This window comes from Flavobacterium sp. K77, from assembly GCF_021608205.1.
GTDB classification, from domain to species: domain Bacteria; phylum Bacteroidota; class Bacteroidia; order Flavobacteriales; family Flavobacteriaceae; genus Flavobacterium; species Flavobacterium turcicum.
Window position 1 is genome coordinate 714,460 of the sequence record NZ_JAKIHO010000001.1, and the last position, 25,680, is coordinate 740,139.

Below are 25,680 nucleotides of genomic sequence, written 5' to 3' on the forward strand. Positions count from 1 at the left end.
GAATGGAAAAAGAGAACATTGCAGTAGGTCTAGATATTGGGACAACTAAAATTGTTGCCATGATAGGTAAAAAGAATGAGTACGGGAAACTCGAAATTTTAGGATTAGGTAAATCCAAAAGTCTTGGTGTGGCTCGAGGTGTGGTAAATAATATTACCCAAACTATTCAATCTATACAGCAAGCAATTCAGGAAGCGGAGATAGATTCAGGTTTTAAAATTAAGGATGTTGTTGTTGGTATAGCCGGTCAACACATTCGTAGTATACAGCATACAGATTATATCAGTAGAAATAATCCAGAGGAGGTTATTGGCGGAAATGACATACAGTTTTTAATTGACCAAGTCAACAAGCTTGCTATGTTGCCGGGAGAGGAGATTATTCATGTTTTACCACAAGAATTTAAAATTGATGGGCAATCTGAAATAAAAGAACCTATCGGGATGTACGGCGGACGCTTAGAGGCGAGTTTTCATGTTGTGGTAGGGCAAGCTGCTTCTATTAGAAACGTGGGGCGTTGCATTCAAAGTTCTGGTATTGATTTGTCAGGACTTACTTTGGAACCATTGGCTTCGGCAGACGCGGTTTTGAGTCAAGAAGAAAAAGAAGCAGGTGTTGCCTTGATTGATATTGGTGGTGGAACTACTGATTTGGCTATTTTTAAAGATGGAATCATTCGTCACACAGCTGTAATTCCTTTCGGTGGAAATGTAATAACAGATGACATCAAGGAAGGTTGTTCAATCATAGAAAAACAAGCTGAATTGCTTAAAGTAAAATTTGGTTCTGCTTGGCCAGGTGAAAACAAAGACAACGAGATTGTTTCAATTCCTGGTTTAAGAGGTAGAGAGCCGAAAGAGATTTCTTTGAAAAATTTGTCTAAAATTATTCACGCACGAGTTGTAGAAATTATTGATCAAGTTTTTACAGAAGTAAAAGCATACGGACACGAAGATCCTCGCAAAAAATTAATTGCAGGTATTGTATTAACCGGAGGTGGTGCGCAACTTAAGCACATCAAACAATTGGTGGAGTACATTACCGGTATGGATACGCGTATTGGTTATCCTAATGAGCACTTGGCAGGTAATTCAGATGAAGAAATTTCAAGCCCTTTATACGCGACAGCAGTAGGTTTGGTAATGAAGAGTATCGAGAATAATTCTCAAAGTGCTGTTCGAAAAGGTCAAATAGAACAACCAAAAGAAATTGTAATAGGAGTTCAAGAAACACCAACTGTTGTTTATGAACCAGAAGAAGAAGTGCAGGTAGAGCCAGAAGCAGTGAAGGCGCCTTCGACAGTAAAAGGAATACAAAAAAACTTCTTTGATCGTTATGTAGAAAAAATCAAAGAATTTTTAGATAACGTAGAATAAGAAGTCAGCAAAGAATAAGAATTAATAATAAATATCAAAAACCCAAAATTATGCCAAGCAACACAGAATTTGGAAGTATTTCATTTGATTTACCTAAAAATCAATCAAATGTAATAAAAGTTATAGGGGTCGGTGGCGGCGGTAGTAACGCTATAAACCACATGTTTAGACAAGGAATCAAAGGGGTAGATTTTATCGTTTGTAATACAGATTCTCAAGCGTTGCATAATAGTGCTGTTCCAAACAAAATTCAATTAGGTGTGCACTTAACTGAAGGTTTGGGAGCAGGCGCAAATCCAGATGTAGGACAACAATCAGCCATCGAAAGTATCTCTGAGATAGAGAAAATGTTAGATGTAAATACCAAAATGGTTTTTATTACTGCTGGTATGGGTGGAGGTACAGGTACTGGTGCTGCTCCTGTAATTGCACAATTAGCTAAAGAAAGAGATATTCTTACTGTAGGTATTGTGACTTTGCCTTTCTTATTTGAGGGTAAAGTACGTCAGGAACAAGCGTTAATTGGTATCGAAAAATTGCGTAAGCAGGTTGACTCTTTAATTGTAATCAACAACAATAAGTTAAGAGAAGTTTATGGTAATCTTGGTTTCAAGGCAGGATTTTCAAAAGCGGATGAAGTTTTAGCTACAGCCTCAAGAGGTATTGCAGAGGTAATTACACACCACTACACGCAAAATATCGATTTACGTGATGCTAAGACCGTGTTGTATAACAGCGGAACAGCAATTATGGGATCATCTGTTTCTTCTGGCGAAAACAGAGCAAAAGAGGCTATTATCGCAGCTTTAGATTCTCCTTTATTGAATGATAATAAAATTACTGGTGCCAAAAACGTATTGTTGCTTATCGTTTCTGGAACTAATGAAATTACTATCGATGAAATTGGCGAGATCAATGACCACATTCAAATTGAAGCAGGTCACAATGCCAATATTATTATGGGTGTTGGTGAGGATGAAGCTCTTGGCGATTCTATTGCAGTTACAATTATTGCTACGGGTTTTGATATTGAACAACAGAATGATATCGTAAACACAGAGCCAAAAAAAATTATCCACACCTTAGAGGATGAGCAAAGAAGTGTTCATAATTTAAGTAATACGTCAGTAAATACTTTTGATATCAATATTGAAACTCCAGTATCTTCAAATTCAAACGAAAGAATTGTCTTTGATCTTATGGAAGATGAAGTAGTCGTTCCTACTCCTGTTGTTGCAGCTCCAGAGGTAAATGCTGAGGAGTTAATTGGAATGTCTGACTTTATCAAAAATTTGGATGTTACTTTCGAGATAGTTTCTCCAATCACTGATATCGATTTTGTAGTAACCAATGCTATTCCAGAAGTAAAAGCAGTTCAGCCAAAATCGCCAGAAAAGCAAGAACAAACCGCTTTTTCTTTCGACTTGCCACTTTTTAAGACTGAAGCAGCAGCTCCAGTGCAAGAAAATAAAGTAGTTTGGGAACTAACCAACGAAACAAAAGAAATCAAAGTAAATGATGCAGTTCAGTTCGTTCCTGTAACAGAACTTTCAGATAACGGCATTATCAAATATTCTTTAGAGGAGTTTATGGAGCCAGAAGCAGAGTTCATGCCAAAGCCAGTTGCTAAAGTAGTTGAGCCTGTAATTCCAGCTGAATTGAATATTATACTAAAGCAGGTTGAGCGCACAATAAATGAGGCGCCAGTAGATTTCGCAGCAATTTCACCAATGGAAATGACTATTGAGGAATCAATGCGTATGAAAGCAGATGAGCGTCGTCAAAAATTAAAAGAATTCAACTATAAGTTCAATAATAACGTAGCGAATCGTGACGATTTTGATAAAGGACCAGCCTACAAGCGTTCCGGAATCGATATTTCAACTAATCAAGTGAACAGTGCTAATTCAAGAATTTCATTGAGTACTGACAGTAACAACGATTTACAATTCAGATCAAACAACTCGTATTTGCACGATAACGTTGATTAATACTCAATAATACCAAATGTAAATAACCCGAAAATAGAACTTATTTTCGGGTTATTTTTTTTGATGTTATGACATTAACAGCAGTTGCTATTACGGTTAAAATGCTGTAAATTTGTCGAGCCTATTTCCAGCTGTCGTTACAAGCTTTTGGCACAAAACACTTTTTTCTTGGACTTAAAATAGCTTCCTTTGGTCGCTTTTTAAGTCCAAGAAAAAAATGTGTTTTCCTCTCAAAAGGCTTTTCACTTTCATCTGGGGCAAAAATGCATCATTCATAAGTTGTTTCAACTGCAATAGTAAAACAAAATTTAAAACCCAATATATGAGTTTATCAGTACAAATCATGGACGAAATGAAAACTGCCATGAGAGCCAAAGATACGGTTGCATTAGAAGCTTTGAGAGCTATAAAAAGTGAGATTCTTTTAGCGCAAACCGCTTCTGGATCTAAAGAAGAAATTACCGAAGATGATGAGGTGAAGTTATTACAACGTTTGGTAAAAACACGTAAAGAAAGCGCAAGAATTTTTACAGAGCAAAACCGTTTGGATTTAGCTGAGCCAGAATTGGCGCAAATTGCTGTAATCGAAAAATTCTTACCAGCTCAGTTGAGCGAAGAGGAAGTAGAAGCTGTAATTACCAAAATTATTGCTGAAACAGGAGCTTCTGGAATCGCAGCAATGGGAAAAGTAATGGGATTGGCTTCTGCACAACTTGGTGGAACCGCTGAGGGTAAAACCATTTCAACTATAGTAAAAAAATTATTGACCTAGTCAGAAATTTATGCATAACGATTTTATTTTGTAAATCTAAAATCGTTACTTGCGCCTCTCAAAAAAACAAAGCTTTTCAGTTTGGTTTGTGTGCTAATATTTAAGTTTATGAGTAGTTTGTATGTAAACTTCGGTAACTATATTGCTGACGAATAAATTTTTTGCCATTCTGTGTAAAAAATGTTTTGTTTGAGATTTTTTTGGCTGTGTAGTTCAACTGGATAGAATATCAGATTTCGACTCTGAGGGTTGCAGGTTCGAACCCTGTCGCGGCCACATTTAACTTTAAAGCTTCAACTGATTTCCCAAGGTGGGAGCATGGTTGAAGCTTTTTTAATAAATCCATCTTTTCGTATGACAATTGCATTGATAATTTCTGGGTTTGTTGCTATTTCTCTCTTGCTCTATGTGATCTTTGTGATTGTTGAGCCCATTTTTTTGTTTCTTTTTAATAAGCCGCTTTATGTTCATTTTTATCCGGTACAACGCAAATTGTCACCGAATCAAAGAGAATTACTTGTGGATAATTTTCCTTTCTACACGGCACTTTCCACACGATACAAATCCTATTTTGAACATAGAACAGTATGTTTTATCGAGCGCTATCAATTTGTAGGTAGGCATATTGAAGTTACCGATGATATGCGGGTTTTAATCGCTGCTACTTACGTGATGTTGAGTTTTGGTTTGCGTAAGTATTTAATAACTGTTTTTGAAGTAATTATAATTTATCCCACTGCTTATGATTCGGATGCAAATGGTGTTTTTCATAAAGGCGAGCTAAATATAAAAGCGAAGGCCATAGTTTTCTCATGGGAAGATTTTATATCTGGTTTACAAACGGAAAATGACAATATTAATTTGGGCCTCCACGAGTTTGCCCACGCTTTGCAAGTGCATGGTATTAAAAGTAAAGATGCGAGTGCAATTATATATCACGATTCTTTCAACCAAGCACTCAGTTATTTTTTAGACCCTAATCGTCAAAATGAATTAATTCGAAAAGGATATTTTAGAGCTTATGCTTACGAAAATGAGTTTGAATTTATGGCCGTGGTTTTAGAACATTTCTTTGAATCTCCATTAGTTTTTAAAGCGAATCATCCTGAATTATACCAACATGTTGTTAGGATGCTAAACTATAAAAGCAGGTAATTTTGTTCTCGTGCATCAAGTTAAATGAATAGCGTATTTTTTATTATTTCCCAATTGTATTGCTATTTTTTACAGTTATTTACCTAGGTTTGTAATAGAGTGTCTAGTGAATGAAGTAAATTTTCAAAGTGTATTGTACTTAAAAAGATTATTTTATTGCTCAAAAAAGCTGCTTTTAATAATACTAACTAATTCTAATGCAAAAAAAAGAAAAGAATTTTAGTCTTCACGAAGATTGGACTGTAGTACTGATTGGATTTTTAATTATTGCTGTATCGATGTTCCTATTTTTGCCTGATGTTCCTGTTTTTAAATGGTCAACGGGTTTTGATTTGATTGATACGGTTTTCTCAAAAGAAAATGTGCTGCTTATCCTTATTCAATTTTTCTATTTTGGAATATTAGGCATTCTTGCAGCATTATTGATTGGTAAGTCAGTGCGGTATTTTGCCGTAATTTTTCCAGTATTGTATGCTCTTACCCTTTTGGCTCTTATTTGTGCGGGAAATAGTTTGGTAAAAGAGTATAATTTAGAAGCGGTTATTTTCAGTCTAGCAATAGGGTTGTGTATTGGTAATTTGGTTAAACTCCCTGACTGGTTTCGTACAGCGCTTTCAACTGAGGTTTTTGTCAAAATTGGTTTGGTGCTTTTAGGAACGAGTGTGATTTTTTCAGATATTCTTAAAGCAGGTTCGTTGGGGCTTATACAAGCATTGGTGGTGGTTTTGTCTGTTTGGTACTTTGCCTTTTGGTTGTGTAAAAAACTTAAAGTTGACGATGAACTGACCATGATGATATCGAGTGCGGTTTCTATCTGCGGTGTATCAGCAGCTATTGCTACTTCTGGAGCTATCAAAGGGGATTCAAAAAAGTTGTCTTACGTAATTTCAATGGTATTGGTTACAGCAATTCCAATGATGATTTTTATGCCCATGATTGCTAAATATTTTAATTTTCCAGAAACAGTTACAGGAGCTTGGTTGGGCGGAAGTATAGATACTTCGGGAGCAGTTGTTGCCTCGGGGTCATTAGTAGGCGAGACGGCTTTAAAAATAAGTACTATCGTTAAGTTTTCACAAAATGTTTTATTAGGAATTGCGGCTTTTGCAATTTCGGTATATTGGACGTATACGCAAAATAAAGCGGCCGACGTTCAGGCTGCCAAACCTACTTTAGGAGTTATTTGGGAACGTTTTCCGAAGTTTGTTTTGGGCTTTATTGCTGCCTCTTTATTTTTTTCTTTTCTAGTTCCATCTGAAACGAGAGAAGTTGTAAAAGAAAGTTTAAAAAATATTCAAGGTCTTTGGTTCGCTTTAGCCTTTACTAGTATTGGTCTTGAAACCAATTTTAAAGAGCTTTTTGCAAATAGTAGTAAAAAGCCATTGTTCGCTTTTTTATTGGCGCAGTTGTTCAACGTGATTGTGACTTTGATTGTTGCTTTTCTATTGTTTGAATAACTTTTGCAATAGGAATCCCTGAAAATTTTTGAAAGTAATTCTTCTAGAAATAAAAAATCCCAATCTATGTGATTGGGATTTTTGTCTTTTTATAGGGTAGTAATCTTTTTTAAGTCGGTAACCGTAGCAATTGGGTCAGTAGCTCCAAATACGTAGCTTCCAGCAACTAAAACATCGGCTCCAGCTTCTGCTAGTTGACGTGCGTTTTTGTTGGTTACACCGCCGTCTATTTCAATAATTGTTTGCGCTCCTTTGCGGTTTATTAAAGCTTTTAGCTTTTCTACTTTTGCGTAAGTGTTTTCAATAAATGATTGTCCTCCAAAACCAGGATTGACACTCATGATACAAACCAAATCAATATCATTAATTACATCTTCTAACAGATCAATTGAAGTGTGTGGATTAATGGCAACTCCTGCCTTCATTCCTTCTGCTTTTATGGCTTGCAGCGTTCTGTGCAAGTGTGTGCACGCTTCATAATGTACGCTCAGGATATTAGCTCCTAGGTCAGCAAATGTTTTGATGTAACGATCAGGATCTACAATCATTAGGTGTACATCAATTGTTTTGGTAGCGTGTTTTGCTATAGCTTGTAAAACTGGCATTCCGTATGAAATGTTCGGAACAAAAACGCCGTCCATGATGTCTATATGAAACCAATCGGCTTCACTGTTGTTGATCATTTCAATGTCTCGCTGTAGGTTTCCAAAGTCAGCGGCTAGTACTGATGGAGCAATAAGTGTGTTTTTCATTGTGTAGTTGTTTAATCTGAATTTGTTTCAGATTCTTTAGTTGTTGTTTGTGCAAAAATAGTTTTTTTAGACCAATTGCAGTAATTTTTCATTAAGAAGAAACAACGACTTTTAGTAAACAAGATTGCGTAAGGGATAGAAGCGGAATCCTTTTGTGCAGCGTTAGCGAAACAAAAGATATAGCGAATAGCCCGACCCGAAGTTTTTACGGAGGGTTACGCCTTTAAAGTGAGAAGTGAATAGTGAAAAGTGAGTAGTGAACAGTATTCAGTGATTAGTTCTCAGTAAATAGTGATTTGTAGGTATATTGAAAAAAATAAAACCTCGGAAAATCGATCCGCCGTGGCGGAGAACAGACCGACGTTTTATTAAAAAAATAAAACCTCGGTAATCAGCCGAGGTTTCAATCATCAATCAAAAAACGAACAGTTAATCAGACTGTTGTTTGCTTTAAAAAAGTTTCAAGTTTAAGATTTCAAGATGTTATAAGCAAGCTGAAACTTTAAACTTGAAACAAATATAGTTATCCTAAATAGGTTTTTAAAATTTTACTTCTAGAAGTATGTTTTAATCTACGGATTGCTTTTTCCTTGATTTGACGTACACGCTCACGAGTTAGGTCGAAAGTTTCTCCAATTTCTTCTAAAGTCATTGGGTGTTGGTCACCAAGACCAAAGTACAAACGAACTACATCAGCCTCACGAGGTGTAAGAGTTTCAAGAGAACGCTCAATTTCGGTACGCAATGACTCGTGGATTAACTCTCTGTCTGGGTTTGGAGACTCTCCAGAACGCAATACATCGTAAAGGTTAGAATCTTCACCTTCTACAAGTGGCGCATCCATTGATAAGTGACGACCAGAGTTTTTCATAGACTCTTTTACATCATTTACGGTCATATCAAGTTCTTTTGCAATTTCCTCAGCAGATGGCGGACGCTCGTTAGACTGCTCTAATAAAGCGTACATTTTGTTGATTTTATTGATAGAACCAATTTTGTTTAAAGGCAAACGTACAATACGAGACTGCTCAGCCAACGCTTGTAAAATCGATTGACGAATCCACCATACAGCATACGAAATGAATTTGAAACCACGAGTTTCATCAAAACGCTGTGCTGCTTTTATTAGTCCAAGGTTTCCTTCGTTAATTAAATCGGGAAGGGTTAAACCTTGGTTTTGATATTGTTTTGCCACCGATACTACGAAACGTAAGTTGGCTTTTGTTAATTTTTCTAAAGCGCGCTGGTCACCAGCTTTAATCTTTTGTGCTAACTCTACCTCTTCATCAGCCGTGATAAGATCAACTTTTCCAATTTCTTGTAAATATTTGTCTAATGATGCAGTTTCACGATTCGTTACCTGCTTGGTAATTTTAAGTTGTCTCATGGTGTTGTCTCCTCAATTTTAAAGTGTACAAATAGTTATACGTAAGGAGTTGCAAAAAAGTTACATTTATTTTTAAATTTTATTTTAAATCGTTTTTTTGGGGCATTTTCGCCGCGGCGAATCGGGCTATACGTTACAATCTTTTTATACGCCTTGGCGAATAAAGAGGATTTCCACTGCTATCCCTAATGCGGTTTAGTATACATTAGAGCGATATGTGTTTTTAGAAAAACAAAAATCCCGTTCGCATTGGCGAACGGGATTTCCTATAAATAAACCTTTAGTAAACTAAGATCTGATTACTCTTTTTTCTCCTCGCGTGGAGGTCTAGCGATAAGTGCTTTACGAGACACTTTTTCTTTTCTTGTTTTTGGATCAAGTCCTAGGTATTTCACTTGAAACACATCGCCCATGTTTACAACATCAGTAACGTTTTCAGTTCTTTCCCAAGCTAGTTCAGATACGTGTAATAAAACTTCATTTCCTGGAGCAGCTGTATATTCTACAACGGCACCAAAATCAAGCATTTTGATTACTTTCACTTCGTAAGCTTCACCCATTTGTGGCTTGAAAGTGATTGATTGAATTTTAGCCAATACTGCTTCGATTCCAGCAGGGTCAGTACCTAAAATTTCAATAACACCTTGCTCGTCTACCTCGTTGATTACGATTGTAGTTCCTGTAGCTTTTTGTAATTCTTGAATCACTTTTCCACCAGGTCCAATTAAAGCACCAATAAAGTTACCAGGAATAGTTCTAGTGATGATTTTTGGAGCGTATGGTTTCACATCTTCTTTTGGAGCAGCAAGCGTTTCAATTAATTTTCCAAGAATATGCAAACGACCGTCACGAGCTTGAGCCAATGCAGCTTCCATAATCTCGTATTTCAAACCGTCAATCTTAATGTCCATTTGGCAAGCGGTAATTCCTTCAGAAGTTCCAGTTACTTTAAAGTCCATGTCTCCTAAATGATCTTCATCACCAAGAATATCAGACAATACAGCAAAACGTTCTCCGTCAGTAATTAATCCCATTGCAATTCCAGAAACTGGACGAATCATTTGGATACCAGCATCCATCAATGATAATGTACCAGCGCAAACAGTAGCCATAGAAGAAGAACCATTCGATTCTAATACTTCAGAAACTACACGAATTGTATAAGGACAATCAGCAGGAATCATGTTTTTCAAGGCGCGTTGTGCCAAGTTTCCGTGACCAACTTCTCTTCTTGAAGTTCCTCTTAATGGACGAGCTTCACCAGTTGAGAAAGGAGGGAAGTTGTAATGCAAGTAGAATTTTTCTTCACCTTGTTCAGATGGAGAGTCAATTTGATTAGCTTCTCTAGAAGTTCCTAAAGTAGCTGTAGCCAAAGCTTGTGTTTCTCCACGTGTAAACAATGCAGATCCGTGTACTGATGGTAAATAATCTACCTCACACCAGATTGGTCTGATTTCTGTAGTTTTTCTTCCGTCTAAACGAGTTCCTAAATCTAGGGTTACGTTACGAACTGCTTCTTTATTGGTTTTGTAGAAGTATTTAGAAACTAAATCTCCATTTTCAGCCAATTCTTCTTCAGTAAATAAAGCTTTTACTTCTTCTTTTACCTCTGCAAATGCAGCAGTACGTTCTTGTTTAGAAGAACCTTTGCTAGCAATAGCATATATTTTATCGTAAGCTGCTTCTTTTACTTTAGCGTAAATAGCTTCATCAGATTTTTCATTTTCGTATTCACGTACTTGTTTTTTTCCAAAAGCAGCAGCTAACCTTTCTTGCGCAGCAATTTGTACTTTGATGTGTTCGTGAGCAAATTTAATTGCTTCTAGCATTTCTGCTTCTGAAATCTCTTTCATTTCACCTTCTACCATGGCGATAGAATCGGTTGAAGCTCCAATCATCATGTCAATGTCTGACAATGCTAATTGTGCGCGAGAAGGGTTGATGATGAATTTACCATCAATACGACCAACTCTAGCTTCAGAAATCAAAGTTTCAAATGGAATATCAGACAATGCAAGTGCCGCCGAAGCTGCTAATCCTGCTAACGCATCTGGCATTACATCCTCGTCATGAGACATTAATTGAATCATAACTTGAACTTCAGCATGGTAATCATCTGGGAAAAGCGGACGCAATACACGGTCTACCAATCTCATTGTTAATACTTCGCTATCACTAGGGCGTGCTTCTCTTTTGAAGAAACCTCCAGGGAAACGACCCGCTGCAGCAAATTTTTCACGGTAATCTACCGTTAATGGTAAAAAATCAATACCTGGACTTGCTTTTCTTGCGGAAACAACTGTACCTAGAATAACAGTTTTTCCAATTCTTACTACTACAGATCCATCAGCTTGTTTGGCTAAACGACCTGTCTCGATTGTGATGCTTCTGCCATCACCTAAATCGATACTTTCTACAAATAATTGTGGAATCATAAATTTAATTTTTTAGTTAAACATGGGTTCTAGTTGTGTTGTAGTTGTTGTTGTGCGTAGTTAATGCCTAAAACCCAATGAAAAACCAAACTTTTTTTAATAATCAATCCAAATGAATTGATGCTGCGATTTTGTCTTAGCTCTAATCCCTTTTGTGTCAGGACTTCTGTAGTGATTTAAGACAATATTATATAAAATAAAAAAAGAGGCACTTTCGCACCTCTTTCCTATTGATTATTTTCTTATATTCAATACTTTGATAATTTCACGGTATCTGTTGATTTCTTTCTTTTTCAAGTAATCTAACAACGATCTTCTTTTACCTACTAGTAATACTAATGAACGCTCTGTGTTATAATCATGACGATTTTTTTTCAAGTGCTCAGTTAAGTGACTAATTCTGTAAGTAAACAAAGCGATTTGCGCTTCAGCTTTTCCAGTATTCGTTTTTTCTCCGTGTTGTGCGAAGATTTCTTCTTTAATCTCTTTAGTTAAATACATTCCAATATTATTTAATGATTCTTATGTATGTCTGCCATCTATTGGTAGACGGGTGCAAAAGTAAAAAATAATTATGAATAAGGAAACATTAATCGGTTTTTATTTTGAGATTGTTGTAAATTATCTAGAGCCTTGTAGTGCAATAGGCAGGGAGTATAGTACTCTAACATTTTGCCCTCTTTGCATACCTGGTTTCCATTTTCCGTAACTCTTAACGACTCTAATTCCTTCTTGGTCTAAAACATCGCTCAATGATTTGAGGATTTTCACTTCGCCCAAGTCACCATTTTTCTCTACAACAAACGAGATGTATATTTTTCCTTTCACTCTGTCGTAGGCTCTAGGGATTTGGAAGTTTTTCCCGATATGTTGGTAGAAATCTTTCATACCGGTTAATGGTTCTGGTTTAACTTCTAATTGGGTATAGGAATATTCATTATTGTCTTGATCTGTGCTCACTCCTGAAATCAACTCGCCGTCTCTATATTGTTCAGTATAGCCATAAATAGTGATAAAGGTTCCTGTCCAAGAACCTTCTTTCAGTCCATTTTTATACATTCCTTTTTCAGTCCCGAACTTAAAAGTTTTTTCATAAGTACCATTGCCATTTACAACGGTTTGCTTGCCGTTTTCCAGCCAGTAGTTTTTAAGTTTTTGTAACGTCGAAAAACCATCTTCTGATTCAAAATATTCTGATTCAGATTCCTTTGTGCCGTTTTCGTACCAAAGTTCTTCATTTCCAACTAATCTACCTTTTAAGTAGTTGGTAATGCTCTTCTTATTCCCGTTTTCGTAATAATTAATAAACTCTCCAGATTTACTTTCAACATTGGCAGTGAGTGCTTGACCTGACATAGAAATAGCTCCAGATTTATAATACTCTTTAAAACTATACATATTTGTGGTCGTATCGAAAGATTCAATCACACGATAGAACAAGTGATTATCGTAGTTTGTTTCTACACCAAGTGAGTCAAGATATATTTTTTTACCAACTGATTCTTGACTAAAACCAAATACAGGTGCTAGCATTAAACACCAAAAAATAAGTTTTGAGTAATTGAAGGTTTGCTTTTTATTTTTCATGCTAAAATAATCTTGCAATCTCTTGATTGACAAACTCTAAAAATCGTTCATCTTCTTCAGTAAAAGGATCAATTACATGGCTATCAATATCAATTTGGCCTATGTTTTGTCCATTTACAAAAAGGGGTACAACAATTTCAGATTTTACGGTAAAGCTACAAGCAATGTAATTGTCTTGAGCGCTTACATCAGGCACCACAAAATTTGCATTCGACTCGGCAACTTGTCCGCAAATTCCTTTTCCGAAAGGGATTACAGTATGATCTGTTTCTGCACCTACGTAAGGTCCTAAATGAAGCGTTTTTGTTTCGGGATTGGCAAAATAAAATCCTACCCAATTGTAGTAAGGGATAGAATTGCTCAAAAGTTGACAGATAGACAAAAGTTTTTCGTCTCGGGTTTGAGTTGTATTTTGAGTAATTTCGGTAACTTTAGGTTGTAATTCTTGAAAGGTCATGTTTTGTTAATTTTATTTTACAAAAGTATTTAAAGACGGTTTTATATTTTGTATAAATTTGTTAAAAAAAAATTAAGTTGAAAAAATATTATTACCAATACAAACCCTTTTTACTTTTTTTAGGTTCTTTTTTTCTGAGTTATGTTGTTTTGACAGCTTTGTATCAATACTACTTATCTGGATTTGAAATGAATAAAGTGGATGGGATCACCAAGATGGTTAGCAATCATACCGCTTGGGTTTTGGACTGTTTTACTACTAATTCTTTTGTAGCCGAAAGTTCAAAACACGCTTACATGAAGCTTATGTATCAAAATCATTACGTAGCTAGGATTGTTGAAGGTTGTAATGCAGTGAGCGTTCTAATATTGTTTGCTTCATTTGTGATTTCTTTTTCTGGTCGCTGGGCTATTACAATTGGTTATGTTTTGTGCGGTAGTGTTTTAATTTATGTGTTAAATGTACTTCGCATTGCAGCCTTGAGCGCCTTAATTTTTTATTATCCAGCCCAAGAACCTTTGCTTCATGGAGTCATTTTTCCATTATCAATTTACGGTGTGGTGTTTTTATTATGGTTAATTTGGGTGCGTAAATATTCAAGTTATGCTGCGTAAACTACTTCAAAACAAGTCGCGTTTTTTCTTTTTGATGGTTCTTGTTGTGCTTTTAATTTTGGTACGTGCTTCTGAGAATCAAATGTTTTATGATCCCTTTCTAGATTTTTTTAAAAACGATTTTGAAGACTCAAAACTTCCTATTTTAGATGAAGGTAAATTGTTTTTAGGATTGTTTTTTAGATATTTTTTAAATACCGTTTTTTCGCTGGCAATCATTTTTATTTTATATCGAGACAAAGCTTTAATTAAGTTTGCATCACTGCTGTATTTGTTCTTTTTTGTGGTATTAATTGTTGCTTTCTACATTGTGCTTTTGAACGATTTACCAAATCAAAACTGGGTTTTGTTTTACATCAGAAGATTTATTATTCAACCTCTTTTTTTACTATTATTTTTGGCAGGTTTGTATTATCAAAAGCAAGTAAAATAATTCAATTTTTGTCTTTTTCGAGGGTTTTTACAACCGTTAATAAAACTTTAAAATAAAACAATAAATTGTTCTTGATGTTTATTATATGTACTTTCACGCACTAATAATTGTAGTACAAAAAAACTTAGAATGAACAATTTTGATTGGAAGAATTTAATAGACCCACTTTTTTACATCCATTTTGATATTAACGGGATTAAGTTGGGGATTTATATCGTTTTATTTATTGTTTTTGCCGAAACGGGTCTCTTTGCAGGTTTCTTTTTACCAGGGGATAGTTTGTTGTTCTTGGCAGGGATTTACAGTCGCGAATTAATTGAAAATATAGTTTTTATTGATAATGATTTCTTAAATGTGGTCTTGTTATCTACATTGGTTGCGTTAGCTGGTATTTTAGGAAACGTAGTGGGATATTGGTTTGGGTCAAAAAGTGGATATTATTTGTACAATAAGCAGGATAGTTTTTGGTTCAAGCGTAAGTATCTAGTACAATCTAAGGATTTCTTTGAAAAATATGGTGGCAAGGCGATTATTTTTGCTCGTTTTCTTCCAATATTTAGAACTTTTGCACCAATAGTTGCTGGTATCGTTTCTATGAACAAGCAAAAATTTATGTTTTATAACATCCTAAGTTCTTTTATTTGGTCTTTTACATTAATCTTTGCGGGTCATTATTTGTATGGTTTCCTTTTGACTAATTATCAAATCGATTTGAAAGAGCATATTGAGTTAATTGTTCTTACTTTGGTTGGAATTACGATTTTGCCTGTTATTTATAAATTTAGCCGAAAGTCGAAGACTCAAGAATAAAATAATTAGGACTTTAATAACAACTGATTAACATAAAAAAGGATGTGGTTTATAGAAAACTGCATCCTTTTTTTTACACCACTTTATTAGATTTTATTTTAGTGCAAGTCATTCTATTAACGCGGTTTTATTGGCGTATAAAAAAAGGTCGAAGCTCTTGCTTCGACCTTTAATTTATTTACTAATCTTTAGGATTACATCATCCCTGGCATTCCACCGCCCATTGGCATTCCGCCTCCAGCGCTTTCTTCTTTAATGTCAATTAATGCACATTCTGTTGTTAATATCATTCCAGCTACAGATGCTGCATTTTCTAATGCTACACGTGTTACTTTCTTCGGATCGATAATTCCAGCAGCAAGCATATCTACATATTGATCTGTTTTAGCGTTGTATCCAAAATCACCAGCGCCTTCAGCAACTTTCGCTACCACAACAGATCCTTCAAGACCTGCGTTTTCAACGATAGTTCTTAATGGAGCTTCTACTGCACGAGAAACAATTTGAATTCCTGTAACTTCATCAGCATTGTCAGCTGTAAGTGCAGCAAGAACATTTTTAGCTCTTAATAATGCTACACCACCTCCAGCAACAATACCTTCTTCTACAGCAGCACGAGTTGCGTGTAATGCATCGTCTACACGGTCTTTTTTCTCTTTCATCTCTACTTCAGAAGCAGCACCTACATAAAGAACAGCAACGCCACCAGCTAACTTAGCCAAACGCTCTTGCAGTTTTTCTTTGTCATAATCAGAAGTAGTAGCTTCCATTTGACCTTTAATTTGGTTCACACGATTTTTGATCATGTCTGCATCTCCAGCACCACTTACAATTGTAGTATTGTCTTTGTCGATAGTTACTTTTTTAGAAGTTCCTAACATTTCAATTGTAGTGTTTTCTAAAGTGTAACCTCTCTCTTCAGAAATTACAGTTCCTCCAGTTAAAATTGCAATATCTTCTAGCATTGCCTTTCTTCTGTCGCCAAATCCAGGTGCTTTTACAGCAGCAATTTTTAATGCTCCTCTTAATTTGTTTACTACTAATGTTGATAAAGCTTCGCCATCAACATCTTCAGCAATAATCAATAATGGCTTACCTGATTGTGCTACTGGCTCAAGTACCGGCAATAATTCTTTTAAAGAAGATACTTTTTTGTCGTACAATAAGATGAATGGATTCTCTAATTCAACTTCCATTTTCTCAGAGTTGGTAACAAAGTACGGAGATAAGTATCCTCTGTCAAATTGCATACCTTCAACTACATCTACATATGTATCTGTACCTTTTGCTTCTTCTACAGTGATCACTCCTTCTTTTCCTACTTTTGCGAAAGCAGTAGCGATTAGTTCACCAATAACCTCGTCATTATTAGCAGAGATAGAAGCAATTTGCTTGATTTTTTCAGAGTCGCTACCTACAACTTTAGCTTGCTGAGCTAAGTCAGCTACAATAGCCTCAACTGCTTTGTCAATACCGCGTTTCAAATCCATTGGGTTTGCTCCGGCAGCTACGTTTTTTAATCCTTCTTTTACAATTGCTTGCGCTAAAACGGTTGCAGTTGTAGTTCCATCACCAGCTAAGTCATTGGTTTTTGAAGCTACTTCTTTTACCATTTGAGCTCCCATATTTTCTAAAGGATCTTTTAATTCGATTTCTTTAGCAACGGTAACCCCATCTTTGGTTACGTTTGGACCTCCAAAAGCTTTTCCAATAATTACATTACGTCCTTTTGGTCCTAATGTTACTTTTACAGCATTTGCTAATGCGTCAACTCCACGTTTTAATCCGTCACGTGCTTCAATATCAAATTTTATATCTTTTGCCATTTTTAATTTAGTTTAAAGTTGTTTTAGTTTAAAGTTGCTTGCAGGAATCTAACCTGAAACTTTTAACAAAATTTAGATTATCGCTAGAATATCATCTTCGCGCATGATCAAATAATCTTTTCCTTCTAGTTTTAACTCGGTCCCAGCGTATTTTCCGTAAAGAACAGAATCTCCGATTTTTACGGTCATTGTGTGTTCTTTAGTTCCATTTCCTACAGCAACAACAGTCCCTTTTTGAGGCTTTTCTTTGGCTGTATCTGGTATAAAAATTCCTGATGCAGTTTTTGTTTCTGCGGCAACAGGTTCGATAAGAACTCTGTCTGAAAGTGGTTTAATGTTTAATGCCATGATTTATGTTTTTAAATTATTTATTTTGGAATGCTAAGCAACTTTCAGAAATTATGCCATGCTAATAAAACTGACATAATTTCTTAAAAAAAAATGCCAGCTTTGACAGGCTGGCATTTTCTATATTATATCAAGTAATTATTTTGCTGGATTTGTAGCAGCTGGTGCGTTTTGAGCTGGTACAGCTGGAGCTGGAGCTGCAGAAGCTGGTGTATTTTCAATAATTTTAGAATCAGTATCACTTAATGATCCTGTGAAACTTAAGCTTGAAAGTAAAATAAGCGCAATTAAAATAGCAGAAAGTGTCCAAGTACTTTTGTCTAAGAAATCAGTTGTTTTTTGTACCCCACCTAACATTTGTGAACCACCAACATTAGATGATAATCCGCCACCTTTAGGGTTTTGTACCATGATTACTACGATTAATAGGAAACAAACTATAGTTATTAAAACTAAAAAAATTGAAAATGTGCTCATTGTTTAATTATTATTATGTTGTAAAATCTTAATATCCGATATGCGGTCCGCAAAGAAACTACTTTTTTCTGGATATTTCAAAATTAATATTTCATAAGCTTGTATCGCTTTTTGATATTTTTTTTGCTCCAAATAAACTCTCGCTAAGGTCTCTGTCATTAATGCCGAATGATCGGCTGTAGGAAGTTCAATATTCACAGCTGGACTCGAGTTCTGCTTTACAGGAGAAATTTTAGGACTAGTCTCAATGAACTTATCAATAATGGCTAATTTTTTTAATTTTTCAGGATCAAGCACAAGTTCCTCTGGAATACTTTGCTCAATTTCGTCACGTTTGATTGGCTCCGTTCTTGATAGTTGTAGCCATTCTTGAAACGAATGTTGCTCTTTTTTAGAGAATTCAAGTGGGCTTCCTATTTCGAGTTTTTCGATAAGTATGGCTTCTTGCTCTTTGGGTTCGGGCGTTGAAGCTTCTTTAATCGAGGTTAAAATCGATCTTTCAACAGGGCTTAAAACTGGTTCTATAATTTCTGGCTGCTTTATTTCTTCACTATCAATAACATTAATGTCTAAGATGGCTTGGAGTTTCTTTTCGTAAAGGCGCTTGTGTATAGCGACAAAATTTTCGGAAGTGATAAAATCAAATAATACAGAACGATCTGTAGTGTGGGCGGCCGTTAGTTTTAAAGCGCCATTATATTTAAAGCTGTTTTGACTGTATAGTCCTTTAAGCTGAATGGCTTTAGCACTTTGAAAATAAGGATACGATGCAATCACGTCGTCTAACGCTGTGGTTTGCTTCTCAAGGATAGCATCCGGCTTAGTTATTAAATAGGTATAGTCAGCTAATTCCATTTTTTTTAAATCAAGTTGTATGCTAAGATAGAGCTAGTTGGTCAAATAATTGTGAGTACAGGTTGAATTGAGTTACCACTTGGCCAAAGACTCGTTGAAGATGTCTTGTGTAATACGATCAAAAATTTCTTCTAAAGCAGAATTAAGTGGTGCGCCTATTAATTGTTGTTCGGCAGGATAATCAAAGAAAAAGCTAAACGATTTTTCAAAATCATCTGTTTCTTTCTTCTTGTTTGTAAAACGAACATTTACTCGAACGGTCAAGCGGTTTTGTGCAGCTCTTTGATCAGCCGTGGCAGTCATTGGACTAATTCTGTAATCTACAATTTCACCTTCGTAGGTTAAGTCGGCACCATTCGTAACAAGGTTTAAATTGGTTTGATTCTGAATCAAATCTTGTAATTTCAAGGTAAATGTTCTATCGATTCCAGGTTCTATCAATTCAGCATTATTCTGAAAAAATCCGACTTGAAAGGTTTTGGCATCAATGTTACCTGTTCCTGTAAAATTATAAACAGAGCAGCTGTTTGTGCTTGCAATCAATAGGGCTAAAAGAAAATATTTTATAAATTTCATGTTCTTGAAAGTAATAGGTGAAAATTTAATCGGTTGTTACAAATCAAATTGCTTAATTTTTCGATATAAAGTACGTTCCGAAATTCCTAATTCATCAGCAGCTGCTTTTCGTTTTCCTTTATTTTTTTCTAACGATTTTTTTATCATTTCAATTTCCTTTTGCTCTAAGCGCAAGGTTTCTTCTTCCTCGACTGTCTCTGCAAACAAATAATTATCATCGTTTTCTTGGTATAATTCTTCGGCAGAAGGCGTAGTGATTAAACCGGTTCTTGGTTCTTCTTCAAAATCTATTTCGTTGTCGCTATCTTTTGTTCCGTAGATTTTCTTGATCAAATGTTGATTAGTTTCTTGAACCTGAGTGCTTCCGTTTTGAATTAATTCGAGCGTTAGTTTTTTGAGATCATTCAAATCGCTTTTCATGTCAAAAAGTACTTTGTACAAAATTTCCCTTTCGGTCGAAAAGTCGTTTTCACTTTTTTTATCCTTAATTACCGATGGCAAATTACTTCCTTGCTCTGGTAAATACGATTGCAAAGTTGCAGCAGAAATATCTCGATTCGTTTCAAGCACTGAAATTTGTTCCGCTACGTTACGTAATTGCCTAATGTTACCGCTCCATCTAAATTTTTGCAGTAATTGCACCGCATTTTCATCTAGTTTCAACGGAGGCATTTTGTATTTGTGTGCAAAATCAGCAACAAATTTTCTGAATAACAAATGAATATCGTCCTTGCGCTCTCGCAAAGGCGGTAAAGTGATGTCTACGGTACTCAAACGATAGTACAAATCCTCTCTAAAGTTTCCTTTTTCAATGGCGTCAAACAAATTGACATTGGTGGCAGCCACAATTCGAACATCAGTTTTTTGTACTTGTGACGATCCTACCTTTATAAACTCACCATTTTCAAGCACACGTAGCAAGCGTACTTGGGTGGTAAGCGGTAATTCGCCCACTTCGTCAAGGAATATAGTTCCGCCATCAGCTACTTCAAAATAACCTTCACGTGTGCTGGTAGCACCTGTAAAAGCGCCTTTTTCGTGACCAAATAATTCGCTATCAATAGTTCCTTCCGGAATAGCTCCACAGTTTACAGCAATGTATTTGCCATGTTTTCTATGGGATAGGGAGTGAATAATACGAGGCATATTCTCTTTACCAACTCCGCTTTCGCCGGCAACCAATACGGTGATGTCAGTAGGAGCAACCTGAATGGCTTTTTCTATGGCGCGATTGAGCTTCGGATCATTCCCGATAATCTCAAAGCGCTGTTTTATATTTTGAACTGATTCCATATTTTTTTCTTTAACCACAGATTAAAAAGATTTTCACAGATTTTACAAAGCGTATCTTTTATATTGTAAAGATTTTGTTTGAAAATTCACTAACAACCCTATCTCTGATTGGGCTAATTTTAAATAATTAAGAATTTGAGCAACATGCTCATTTGAAAATTCTTTTATGGCTTTCACCTCTAAAATTATATCTTGGCAAACTACAAAATCTGCATAAAACTTATGAGGTAAAATTTTACCTTTATATTCAATTGCAAATTCTTTTTCTCTTTCAAAAGGAATGTTGTTTGCTCTAAATTCAATTTCTAATGCGTCTTTATAGATAACTTCTAGTAAGCCTGGGCCAAGATTACGATGAACTTCCATGCAAATTCCTATTATTTTGTATGTTTCTTCTTCCCTATAGCCTTCCATTTGTAATTGTTTTTCTTACCACATCTTTTTAAGATTCAAAGGATTTAAAAAATCTGTGAGGATCTTTTTAATTTCTGATAAACTTTTCTAATTCATTTCAGAATGTCCAATCGCTTCCCCTTTTAATGTTCAGCTTGTGCAACTTGTAAATATTTTTCTTGCCACAGTTTTTAAGATTCAAAGCATTTAAAAAAATCTGTGAGGATCCTTTTAATCTGTGGCAAAATTTTCTAATTCATTTCAGAATATCCAACTGCTTCACCTTTCAATGTTCCGCTTGTGCAGCTTGTAATTTTTACATTAACAAAATCTCCAATCTTGTAATTCTCTTTTGGGAAAACCACTGTAATGCTTTGTGAGTTTCTACCTGAGAATTCTTCAGTTGATTTTTTTGAAACTTTTTCAACCAAAACCTCTACGGTTTGACCGATAAATTCCTCTGAACGAAACCAAGCGTGTTTTTGCTGTAAGTCTACAATTTCTTGCAGTCTGCGTGCTTTTGTTTCTTCGGGTACATCATCTTCCATTTTTCTTCCAGCAAGTGTTCCTGGACGTTCAGAATACGAGTACATATAACCAAAATTATATTTCACATAGTCCATTAACGCCAATGTATCTTGATGGTCTTGTTCAGTCTCTGTTGGGAAACCTGCAATCATATCTTGCGAAATAGCGCAGTTTGGAATTACAGTTCTGATTTTGTCAATCAAAGTCATGTATTCCTCCCGCGTATGCAAACGATTCATTTCTTTTAGAATACGATTACTTCCTGATTGTACCGGTAAGTGAATGTGCTTGCAAATGTTTGGGTATTTAGCTATAACGTGCAGAATACTTTCATGCATATCCTGCGGATTTGAGGTTGAAAATCGAATGCGCATTTTAGGAAAAGCAATGGCAACCATTTCAAGTAATTGATCAAAGTCAATTGCAGTAGCTTTTTGCATTTCACTAGCATTAGCAAAATCTTTTTTCAAGCCACCACCATACCACAAATAACTGTCAACATTTTGACCTAACAATGTGATTTCTTTGTAACCGTTGTTCCACAAGTCTTGAATTTCACTCAAGATACTTTGTGGTTCACGGCTGCGTTCCCGACCACGTGTAAAAGGAACTACGCAAAAAGTACACATATTATCACATCCTCGAGTGATAGAAACCAAAGCAGTTATACCATTAGTCATTAAACGAACAGGCGAGATATCACCATAAGTTTCATCCTTTGATAAAATTACATTGATGGCATCACGACCTTCTTCAACTTCGGCTAATAAATTAGGTAAATCTTTGTAGGCATCTGGACCAACTACCATGTCAACGATTTTCTCTTCGTCTAAAAATTTTTCTTTCAAACGCTCTGCCATACAACCTAAAACACCCACTTTCATTTTTGGATTAATGCGTTTTACGGCATTGTATTTTTCCAATCGTTTTCGGATGGTTTGTTCTGCTTTGTCGCGAATAGAACATGTATTTACTAAAACTAAATCGGCTTCCTCCAAGACTTGAGTCGTATTGTATCCATTTCCGGATAAAATAGAAGCTACAATTTCGCTATCTGAAAAGTTCATAGCGCAACCATAACTCTCAATGAATAGTTTTTTAGTGTTTTCGGGTTTATTTTCTAAAACGAGACTTTCGCCTTGTTTACTTTCTTCAATTATCTTTTCCATTCCATTTTTTCAAAGTACAAAGATAACGTAATTCCGGCAAATATGACAAGATGTCAGCCTACAAATTAACAATGTTTTGCATTTTACAATAGAATACTCTTGAGCTAAATGAAGTTGTCGAAAAAGTTTCGATTTTGCTCTACTTTTTACTTTGTACTGCGAAATAAGAAATTCTTTTTTATGCCATTACTAAAATTTGGTTGATGGTTATTTTTATAAATAGAGTCAGTGTTTTGAAAGAGCGGCAACATATGTTACTGTTTAAAATGAACCTTAAATGAGTTATTTTCGTAAAACAAGAAGTGGAATTTATTTATTTTCAAAGTATTTTTCGAGAGATATAAAACAAGGCGTTTCGCAACAAATTATCAAATCAAGTAGGTTTTATTCTATTTTAAAAATCGGCAAAAGCCCGATATATAAAAAAAACTTCTACTTTTGTCCCAGAAAAATAGAGCAATGGCAAAGAATTTAGTTATCGTAGAGTCTCCTGCAAAGGCAAAAACAATCGAAAAATTTCTTGGAAGTGATTATCAGGTAGAGTCCAGTTATGGGCATATTGCCGATTTACCTTCACGAGAAATAGGAGTAGATGTGGAGCAAGGTTTTAAACCAAAGTATGAGGTTTCTGCAGATAAAAAAGCATTGGTAACCAAATTGAAAGGTTTGGCTAAAAAAGCAGAAATGGTATGGCTAGCGAGCGATGAGGACCGCGAGGGTGAGGCTATTTCTTGGCACTTGGCCGAAGAGCTAAATTTGGATATCAAAAAAACCAAACGTATTGTTTTTCATGAGATTACAAAAACGGCTATTTTAAAAGCGATTGACAATCCACGTGAAATTGACTATAACTTAGTAAATGCACAACAAGCCAGACGTGTGCTTGACCGATTGGTTGGTTACGAATTATCGCCTGTTTTATGGAGAAAAATAAAAGGAGGTTTGTCTGCTGGTCGTGTACAATCGGTTTCGGTTCGATTAATTGTTGAACGCGAGCGCGACATTCAAAACTTTAATGCAGTAGCAACCTACTCTGTAGTAGCCGAGTTTACTAATGAAGCCGGTAAAGCATTCAAAGCGAAGTTGCCTAAAAATTTTAATACCAAACAAGAAGCAGAAGCTTTTTTAAACAATAACGTAGGTTCACAATATAAAGTCGGGGAGTTAGAAACAAAACCTACCAAAAAGTCGCCTACAGGTCCTTTTACCACTTCAACTTTACAACAAGAAGCAGCTAGAAAATTGTATTTACCAGTAGGTATTACCATGCAGTTAGCGCAACGTTTGTATGAAGCGGGATTGATCACTTATATGAGAACGGATAGTGTTAATTTATCAAAAGAGGCGATGGAAGCAGCTCAGGCTGAAATTATCAAATCCTACGGTAAGGAGTTCTCAAAACCTAGAACTTTTACCAATAAAAGCAAAGGAGCTCAGGAGGCACACGAGGCGATTCGACCAACGGATATGTCACGTCATACGGTAGATATTGATCGCGACCAAGCCCGTTTGTACGATTTGATCTGGAAACGTACGCTAGCTTCACAAATGAGTGACGCACAACTAGAGCGTACCAATGTAAAAATTGAAGCTAATAATCACAGCGAGGTATTCACAGCTTCTGGAGAGGTGTTGCTTTTTGAAGGATTTCTAAAAGTTTATTTAGAAGGTCATGATGATGACGAGGAGGAGCAAGAAGGCATGTTGCCAGCAATGAAAGTGAACGAAAAGTTGCAAAATAATTATATTACCGCTACTGAGCGATACTCTCGACCTCCAGCTCGTTTTACAGAAGCTTCGTTGGTGAAAAAATTAGAGGAACTTGGTATTGGTAGACCATCTACCTATGCACCAACAATTTCTACTATTATCAACAGAAATTATGTTGAAAAAGGGAATCTTGACGGGCAAGAGCGTAAGTACACGCAACTTACTTTGCAAGCAGGCACGCTTGCTGAAAAAATGCTAAAAGAAAATACTGGTTCTGATAAAGGAAAATTAGTGCCAACAGATATTGGAACCATTGTTACTGATTTCTTGGTTAAGAATTTTGGAAACATTCTCGATTATAATTTTACTGCCAAAGTAGAACAAGATTTTGATGAAATAGCCGAAGGAAATATCGTTTGGACTAAAATGATGCAAGAGTTTTACGATCAATTTCATCCAACGGTGAAAGATGTTGAAGCCAATGCAGAACGTGAAAGTGGCGAACGTATTCTGGGAACTGATCCTAAAACAGGCAAACCAGTTTCGGTACGTTTGGGTAAATTTGGACCAATGGCTCAAATTGGTGCTGCTGATGATGAAGACAAGAAGTTCGCAAGCTTGATGAACGACCAAAATATTGGTAACATCACGCTGGAAGAAACTTTAAACTTGTTCTTGTTACCAAAAAACTTAGGTGTTTATAAAGATGAAGAAGTAGAGGTGAGTAATGGCCGTTACGGTCCTTATATTCGTCATGGTGCAGCTTTCGTATCTTTGCCAAAAGGCGAAAACCCACTGGATGTTGATTTTGAACGTGCCAAAGAATTAATTGATGAAAAGGCCCTTGCTGATGCTCCAATTGCAGTATACAAAGGCGAAGGTGTTCAAAAAGGTGTGGGTAGATTTGGTGCTTTTATTAAATGGAATGGCCTTTTTATCAATGTGAGTAAAAAATATGATTTTGATAATTTATCTCAAAATGATATTGAAGCCTTGATTGAAGATAAATTACAAAAAAATATAGATAAAGTGCTTCACAACTGGGAGGAAGAAGGAATCTTGGTTGAAAAAGCTAGATGGGGACGCTCTGTTATTACTAAAGGAAAGATAAAAATTGAATTAAGTAAGGATGTTGATGCTGCAAAATTGACTTTGGCCGAAGTACAAGAGATGATCGCAAAGAAAACTCCAGCCAAAAAAGTAGCGGCCAAAAAAGCGCCAGCCAAAAAAGCAACAGCAAAAAAAACAGCGGTAAAAAAGCCAGTAGCAAAAAAATAGA

At 35.7% G+C, this 25,680-nt stretch carries 23 protein-coding genes and 1 tRNA gene; 10 read left to right on the forward strand and 14 right to left on the reverse strand.

What is annotated here, in order from left to right:
- Positions 1–2 precede the first annotated feature (2 nt).
- From ftsA to L1S34_RS03160, 6 genes are all read left to right on the forward strand, one after another.
- Positions 3–1,376: a cell division protein FtsA gene (gene ftsA / locus L1S34_RS03135; protein WP_236362796.1), complete on the forward strand. Its 1,374-nt coding sequence runs from the start codon at positions 3–5 to the stop codon at positions 1,374–1,376.
- Positions 1,377–1,426: 50 nt separating this feature from the next.
- Entirely contained in the window at positions 1,427–3,367 is a 1,941-nt protein-coding gene (gene ftsZ / locus L1S34_RS03140; protein ID WP_236362797.1) for a cell division protein FtsZ, read from the forward strand.
- 322 nt (positions 3,368–3,689) lie between these two features.
- Positions 3,690–4,139, forward strand: a complete 450-nt coding sequence (locus tag L1S34_RS03145; protein WP_236362798.1) for a GatB/YqeY domain-containing protein — start codon at positions 3,690–3,692, stop codon at positions 4,137–4,139.
- Between the two features lie 202 nt (positions 4,140–4,341).
- A tRNA-Arg gene (locus L1S34_RS03150) sits at positions 4,342–4,415 on the forward strand.
- Positions 4,416–4,493: 78 nt separating this feature from the next.
- The gene (locus tag L1S34_RS03155) at positions 4,494–5,294 is read left to right on the forward strand and encodes a zinc-dependent peptidase (protein ID WP_236362799.1); all 801 of its coding nucleotides are present in this window, start codon (positions 4,494–4,496) and stop codon (positions 5,292–5,294) included.
- Between the two features lie 197 nt (positions 5,295–5,491).
- A complete protein-coding gene (locus tag L1S34_RS03160) occupies positions 5,492–6,751 on the forward strand; it encodes a YeiH family protein (protein ID WP_236362800.1) in 1,260 nt (419 codons plus the stop codon).
- An 89-nt stretch (positions 6,752–6,840) separates the two neighbouring features.
- Here the strand turns inward: L1S34_RS03160 and rpe are convergent, their stop codons facing one another.
- The 6 genes from rpe to L1S34_RS03190 form a co-directional block, all read right to left on the reverse strand.
- On the reverse strand, positions 6,841–7,503 hold the full coding sequence (gene rpe, locus L1S34_RS03165) for a ribulose-phosphate 3-epimerase (RefSeq protein WP_236362801.1): 663 nt from the start codon (positions 7,501–7,503) through the stop codon (positions 6,841–6,843).
- 523 nt (positions 7,504–8,026) lie between these two features.
- Entirely contained in the window at positions 8,027–8,890 is an 864-nt protein-coding gene (locus L1S34_RS03170) for a sigma-70 family RNA polymerase sigma factor (protein ID WP_026707723.1), read from the reverse strand.
- A 299-nt stretch (positions 8,891–9,189) separates the two neighbouring features.
- The gene (locus tag L1S34_RS03175) at positions 9,190–11,325 is read right to left on the reverse strand and encodes a polyribonucleotide nucleotidyltransferase (protein ID WP_236362802.1); all 2,136 of its coding nucleotides are present in this window, start codon (positions 11,323–11,325) and stop codon (positions 9,190–9,192) included.
- A gap of 234 nt (positions 11,326–11,559) precedes the next feature.
- Positions 11,560–11,826 (reverse strand): 30S ribosomal protein S15, encoded by a 267-nt coding sequence (gene rpsO, locus L1S34_RS03180; RefSeq protein WP_086453034.1) that lies wholly within the window; start codon positions 11,824–11,826, stop codon positions 11,560–11,562.
- A gap of 120 nt (positions 11,827–11,946) precedes the next feature.
- Entirely contained in the window at positions 11,947–12,912 is a 966-nt protein-coding gene (locus tag L1S34_RS03185; RefSeq protein ID WP_236362803.1) for an energy transducer TonB, read from the reverse strand.
- A 1-nt stretch (position 12,913) separates the two neighbouring features.
- The gene (locus tag L1S34_RS03190) at positions 12,914–13,369 is read right to left on the reverse strand and encodes a GAF domain-containing protein (RefSeq protein ID WP_236362804.1); all 456 of its coding nucleotides are present in this window, start codon (positions 13,367–13,369) and stop codon (positions 12,914–12,916) included.
- A 77-nt stretch (positions 13,370–13,446) separates the two neighbouring features.
- Here L1S34_RS03190 and xrtF point away from each other — a divergent pair, with 77 nt between their 5' ends.
- The 3 genes from xrtF (at position 13,447) to L1S34_RS03205 (ending at position 15,226) form a co-directional block, all read left to right on the forward strand.
- Entirely contained in the window at positions 13,447–13,983 is a 537-nt protein-coding gene (xrtF, locus tag L1S34_RS03195; RefSeq protein WP_236362805.1) for an exosortase family protein XrtF, read from the forward strand.
- Positions 13,973–14,416 carry an exosortase F system-associated membrane protein gene (locus L1S34_RS03200; RefSeq protein WP_236362806.1) on the forward strand — a complete coding sequence of 148 codons (444 nt, stop codon included), beginning with the start codon at positions 13,973–13,975 and terminating at the stop codon, positions 14,414–14,416. Before xrtF ends, L1S34_RS03200 begins: the two co-directional genes overlap by 11 nt.
- Positions 14,417–14,545: 129 nt before the next feature.
- Complete coding sequence (locus tag L1S34_RS03205; RefSeq protein WP_166133357.1) at positions 14,546–15,226, forward strand: DedA family protein; 681 nt, start codon at positions 14,546–14,548, stop codon at positions 15,224–15,226.
- A 194-nt stretch (positions 15,227–15,420) separates the two neighbouring features.
- On the opposite strand, the gene groL is transcribed toward L1S34_RS03205, so the two are convergent.
- From groL to miaB, 8 genes are all read right to left on the reverse strand, one after another.
- Entirely contained in the window at positions 15,421–17,052 is a 1,632-nt protein-coding gene (gene groL / locus L1S34_RS03210) for a chaperonin GroEL (RefSeq protein WP_236362807.1), read from the reverse strand.
- Positions 17,053–17,124: 72 nt separating this feature from the next.
- Positions 17,125–17,400: a co-chaperone GroES gene (locus tag L1S34_RS03215; RefSeq protein WP_007137725.1), complete on the reverse strand. Its 276-nt coding sequence runs from the start codon at positions 17,398–17,400 to the stop codon at positions 17,125–17,127.
- A 138-nt stretch (positions 17,401–17,538) separates the two neighbouring features.
- On the reverse strand, positions 17,539–17,877 hold the full coding sequence (secG, locus tag L1S34_RS03220) for a preprotein translocase subunit SecG (RefSeq protein WP_166133361.1): 339 nt from the start codon (positions 17,875–17,877) through the stop codon (positions 17,539–17,541).
- A 3-nt stretch (positions 17,878–17,880) separates the two neighbouring features.
- Positions 17,881–18,732, reverse strand: a complete 852-nt coding sequence (locus L1S34_RS03225) for a tetratricopeptide repeat protein (RefSeq protein ID WP_236362808.1) — start codon at positions 18,730–18,732, stop codon at positions 17,881–17,883.
- A 72-nt stretch (positions 18,733–18,804) separates the two neighbouring features.
- Positions 18,805–19,308 (reverse strand): LptE family protein, encoded by a 504-nt coding sequence (locus tag L1S34_RS03230; RefSeq protein ID WP_236362809.1) that lies wholly within the window; start codon positions 19,306–19,308, stop codon positions 18,805–18,807.
- Between the two features lie 36 nt (positions 19,309–19,344).
- Entirely contained in the window at positions 19,345–20,601 is a 1,257-nt protein-coding gene (locus L1S34_RS03235) for a sigma-54 interaction domain-containing protein (RefSeq protein ID WP_236362810.1), read from the reverse strand.
- Between the two features lie 42 nt (positions 20,602–20,643).
- Positions 20,644–21,015, reverse strand: coding sequence for a GxxExxY protein (locus tag L1S34_RS03240; RefSeq protein ID WP_236362811.1), 372 nt, complete (start codon positions 21,013–21,015; stop codon positions 20,644–20,646).
- A gap of 230 nt (positions 21,016–21,245) precedes the next feature.
- Positions 21,246–22,691 (reverse strand): tRNA (N6-isopentenyl adenosine(37)-C2)-methylthiotransferase MiaB, encoded by a 1,446-nt coding sequence (gene miaB, locus L1S34_RS03245; RefSeq protein WP_236362812.1) that lies wholly within the window; start codon positions 22,689–22,691, stop codon positions 21,246–21,248.
- A 459-nt stretch (positions 22,692–23,150) separates the two neighbouring features.
- On the opposite strand from miaB, the gene topA reads away from it, so the two are divergent.
- Positions 23,151–25,679 (forward strand): type I DNA topoisomerase, encoded by a 2,529-nt coding sequence (topA, locus tag L1S34_RS03250; RefSeq protein ID WP_236362813.1) that lies wholly within the window; start codon positions 23,151–23,153, stop codon positions 25,677–25,679.
- Position 25,680: the final 1 nt, after the last annotated feature.